General features: G+C 72.5%; 2 protein-coding genes and 1 pseudogene. All 3 read right to left on the bottom strand.

What is annotated here, in order from left to right:
- A partial coding sequence (locus AOK09_RS34800) for an SDR family NAD(P)-dependent oxidoreductase (protein WP_055591198.1) occupies nt 1-732 on the bottom strand: 732 nt, incomplete at its 3' end.
- 157 nt (nt 733-889) lie between these two features.
- Complete coding sequence (locus AOK09_RS34795) at nt 890-3,337, bottom strand: SpoIIE family protein phosphatase (RefSeq protein ID WP_245687617.1); 2,448 nt, start codon at nt 3,335-3,337, stop codon at nt 890-892.
- Between the two features lie 74 nt (nt 3,338-3,411).
- Nucleotides 3,412-3,741 (bottom strand): annotated as a pseudogene (locus tag AOK09_RS42870) (PAS domain-containing protein); the annotation flags it as partial.

Raw genomic sequence — 3,741 nt, 5'->3', positions numbered from 1 at the left:
GCCGGTCGGTCCGTCGGCGCCCAGCGTCGCCAGGCGCACCAGCACCGCGGCGCCCTGCGCGATCGTGAGGAACCCGGTGTGGTTGTTGCTGTCCGTGTCGACGAAGCCGGGTGCGGCGGCGTTGACGAGGATCCCGTCCTTCCGCAGCTCCTTGGCGTACTGCACGGTGAGCGCGGTGAGCGCGCTCTTGGACGGCGTGTACGCCGCCGAGGGCAGCAGCGCCGCCAGGGGGCCGTCGAGGTCGCTGTTGAGGGCCAGCGACGCGGCGTGGCTGCTGACGTTGACGATGCGTGGCGCGGGCGACCGCCGCAGCAGCGGCAGCATGGCGTTGGTCACCGAGATCACCCCGAGGACGTTGGTCTCCAGCACCGCCCGGACCATGTCCAGGTCCACTGTGCTGGGCACCTGGTCGTGGGCGTCCTCGGGCGAGACCTGCCCGGAGCCGCTGATGCCGGCGTTGTTGACCAGCACGTCGAGGCGGCCGAAGCGCTCCTCGATCTGCCGCGCGGCCTCCCGGACGGTGGCCGGGTCGGTGACGTCCAGGGTGACCGCGTGCACGTCGCCGCCCGCCGCGCGCAGCTCCGCGGCGGCCTGCGCGCCGCGCTGTGGATCCCTGGCACCGACCAGGACCGTCATGCCCAGTGCGGCGAGTTGCTCGGCCGCCCCGCGGCCGATCCCCTTGTTCGCCCCGGTGACCAGCGCGACCTTGCGGTGTGCGGTCTGCTCGCTCATGACCAGCTCCTTGCTGAGGGGTGTCCTGCTCAGGACCCGTCTTCACTCCCCAGGACGAGGCAGCCCCAGCGACTGTGACATCGGCTGTGACACACGGACGGGGGCGGCGCGGCGCGTTGGTACCGGCGGCGCCCCCGCGGACCCCGCCGTGCGACGCTCACTCCAGCGGAGCGACGGCGTCGATGTCGAACTCCTCCGCGAACTCCTCTGTCAACTCCTCCGGGGGTACGGTTCCGGAGTCCTCGTCGGAGAGCGGCTGCGAGGTCCAGATGCACTTTCCGGTGGGCGTGTAGCGGGTCCCCCACCGCTGGGAGACGGCCGTGACCAGCTGCAGTCCGCGGCCGCCCTCGTCGGTGTCGGACGCATGGCGGATCCGGGGCATGGTCAGGCTGCCGTCGGACACCTCGCAGACCAGGTCGACGTCACGCAGCAGCCGCACCCGCACCGGTCCCTTGCCATGGCGTACGACGTTCCCGACCAGCTCGCTGACGATCAGTTCGGTGGTCGGCGTCAGTCCGTCCAGCCCCCAGGCGGACAGCTGCTCCCGGACGTGCCTGCGGGCCAGACCGGCGGCCTGGGGGTTCGCCTGGAGCGGCCAGGAGGCGATCCGGTCGGCGGGCAGTGCGTGGACGCGCGCCACCAGGAGTGCGATGTCGTCGCTGGTGGTCCGGCCGTCGGGGAGCAGACCGGAGACGAGGCAGTCGCTGAGCCGGTCCAGATCCTCCCCGGCCCGGGTGTGCAGCAGCCGCGCCAGTTCGGCCATGCCCTGGTCGATCTCGCGCTCGGACGACTCCACCAGGCCGTCGGTGAAGAGCACCAGCAGGCTCTCCGGGGGAACCTTGAGCTCCACCGTGTCGAAGGGCGGTTCCGCCGCCCCCAGGGGCGGGTTGGGGTCCCGGTCGGGGAAGTGCACGCTGCCGTCGGGGTGGACCACGGCCGGCGGGGGATGCCCGGCCCGGGTGATGGAGCAGGTCCGGGTGGTGGAGTCGTAGAGCGTGTACAGGCAGGTGGCGTAGGAGTCGTCCCCGAGGCCGCTGACGATGTCGTTGAGATGGCTCATGATCTCGTCGGGGGGCATCTCCAGATTGGCCAGGGTGTGGACGGCCGTGCGCAGCCGTCCCATCGTGGCGGCCTCGGAGAGCCCGTGCCCCATGACGTCCCCGACGACCAGTGCGACCCGGCCCGCGGAGAGCGGGATCACGTCGTACCAGTCGCCGCCGACGTCCATGCCCTGCTCGGTGGGCAGGTAGCGGGCGGCGGTGGTGCACGACGGCAGTTCGGGCAGCTTCTGCGGGAGCAGCGCCCGCTGCAGCTCCCGGGAGCGGATGTGCTCGGCGTCGTAGAGCCGGGCGCGCTCCAGGGCCTGGGCGACCAGGGCGCTGATGGCGGTCAGCAGGGTGCGTTCCTCGTCCGTGAGGCGGCGGGGCCGGTCGAAGGCGACCACGCAGACGGCGAAGGTGTGGCCTGAGGCCGTCAGCGGCAGGAAGGCCCGGGACTGCATGCCGGACTGCTGCGGATGGTCCGCCAGGTCCGGGTACAGGGCCGCGTACTCCCCGGGCGAGGAGATGAAGAGCGGCTCCTCGGTGGTGAAGGCGTCCCAGACCGGGTCCATGGGCAGCCGCGTGCGGCCGTCGACGAGGGCGAGGAAGGACTCGGGGTAGCCGACTGCTCCCACGTTGTGCAGCCGGTCGCCCTCCACCTCCTGCACCAGCAGGCCGGTGGCGTCGAACGGTGGCATCACCCGCTGGGCGACCGCTTCCACCACATCCCGGGAGGTCGTCGCCTCGGCGAGGGCCGCGGTCAGTTCCGCGATCCGGGCGGAGCGTTCCACGGCCGCGCGCTCGGTCGCCGCGCGCTCGGCCTGGTTCCTGCGCCGCTCGGTGACGTCGGTGAAGTACAGCGTGACCCCGTCGGGCACCGGGACCACCCGCAGGCGGTAGCAGTGCCCGGAGTCGGGCACCACCACGTCGAAGCTGGCGGCGGTCGACTGGGAGGCCGCCTTGCGGCAGCGGGCCTCCATACCGGTGATCTGGCGTACGGAGGGCAGCGTCCACAGCACCTGGCCGAACAGCTCGTCCGCCGGGGAGCCCAGGAGCGACTCGGCCTCCAGGTTGACGAAGGTGATCCGCCAGTCGTCGTCGGCGGAGAGGAAGCCGTCGCTCATGTGGCGCAGCGCGCGGCTGAGCGCATCATGGGCCGAGCGGGACTCGTTGCTGTCCCACGCCGTCCCGATCATCCGGGCGGGCTTGCCGTCGTCGCCGAGCACCACCTTCGCACGGGCCTTGGTCCAGCCGTAGCTGCCGTCGGGTCGCCGCACCCGGTACTCGGCCTCGAACATCTCGTGGTTGCGGATGGCCCGCTCCACGGCGGCCAGCGTCCATGGGACGTCGTCCGGGTGGACGACCTTCATCCAGGTCTCGACCCGCGGGACGAAGTCGACGGGGTCGGTGCCGTAGACCGCCATGGCGGCCTCGTCCCAGGAGAGCGCGCCGGTGCGGATCTCCCAGTCCCAGGTGCCCACCCGGACGGCCTGGAGGGCCTGCTGCTGTCGGAGCCGGCTCGGTGCCTCCGGGAAGTGACGGACGGGCGCCGTGGCCCGGGCCATCCGTTCCTGCACCCAGGCCGCCAGGGCCACGAGGAAGTCCCACTGCTTCCCCGTGGGCTCCCCCGCGATGCCCGTCACGACGGTGAGCGCACCGATCGGGCGGTCCCCGCCGGGCAGCGGTACGGCGGCGAGGCCCGTGCCGGGGCACGCGGCGGGGGAGCCGGGCGGCAGCGGGCCTCCATACCGGAGGTCTGGCGTACGGAGGGCAGCGTCCACAGCACCTGGCCGAACAGCTCGTCCGCCGGGGAGCCGCGGAGCGACTCGGCCTCCAGGTTGACGAAGGTGATCCGCCAGTCGTCGTCGGCGGAGAGGAAGCCGTCGCTCATGTGGCGCACCGCGCGGCTGAGCGCATCGTGTGCCGAGCGCGCCTCGTTGCTGTCCCACGCCGTCCCGATCATCCGGGC

Source organism: Peterkaempfera griseoplana (genome assembly GCF_001418575.1).
Lineage (GTDB): Bacteria > Actinomycetota > Actinomycetes > Streptomycetales > Streptomycetaceae > Peterkaempfera > Peterkaempfera griseoplana.
Note: the sequence above shows the minus strand (reverse complement) of the source record. Positions and strands in the feature narration are given on the sequence as shown.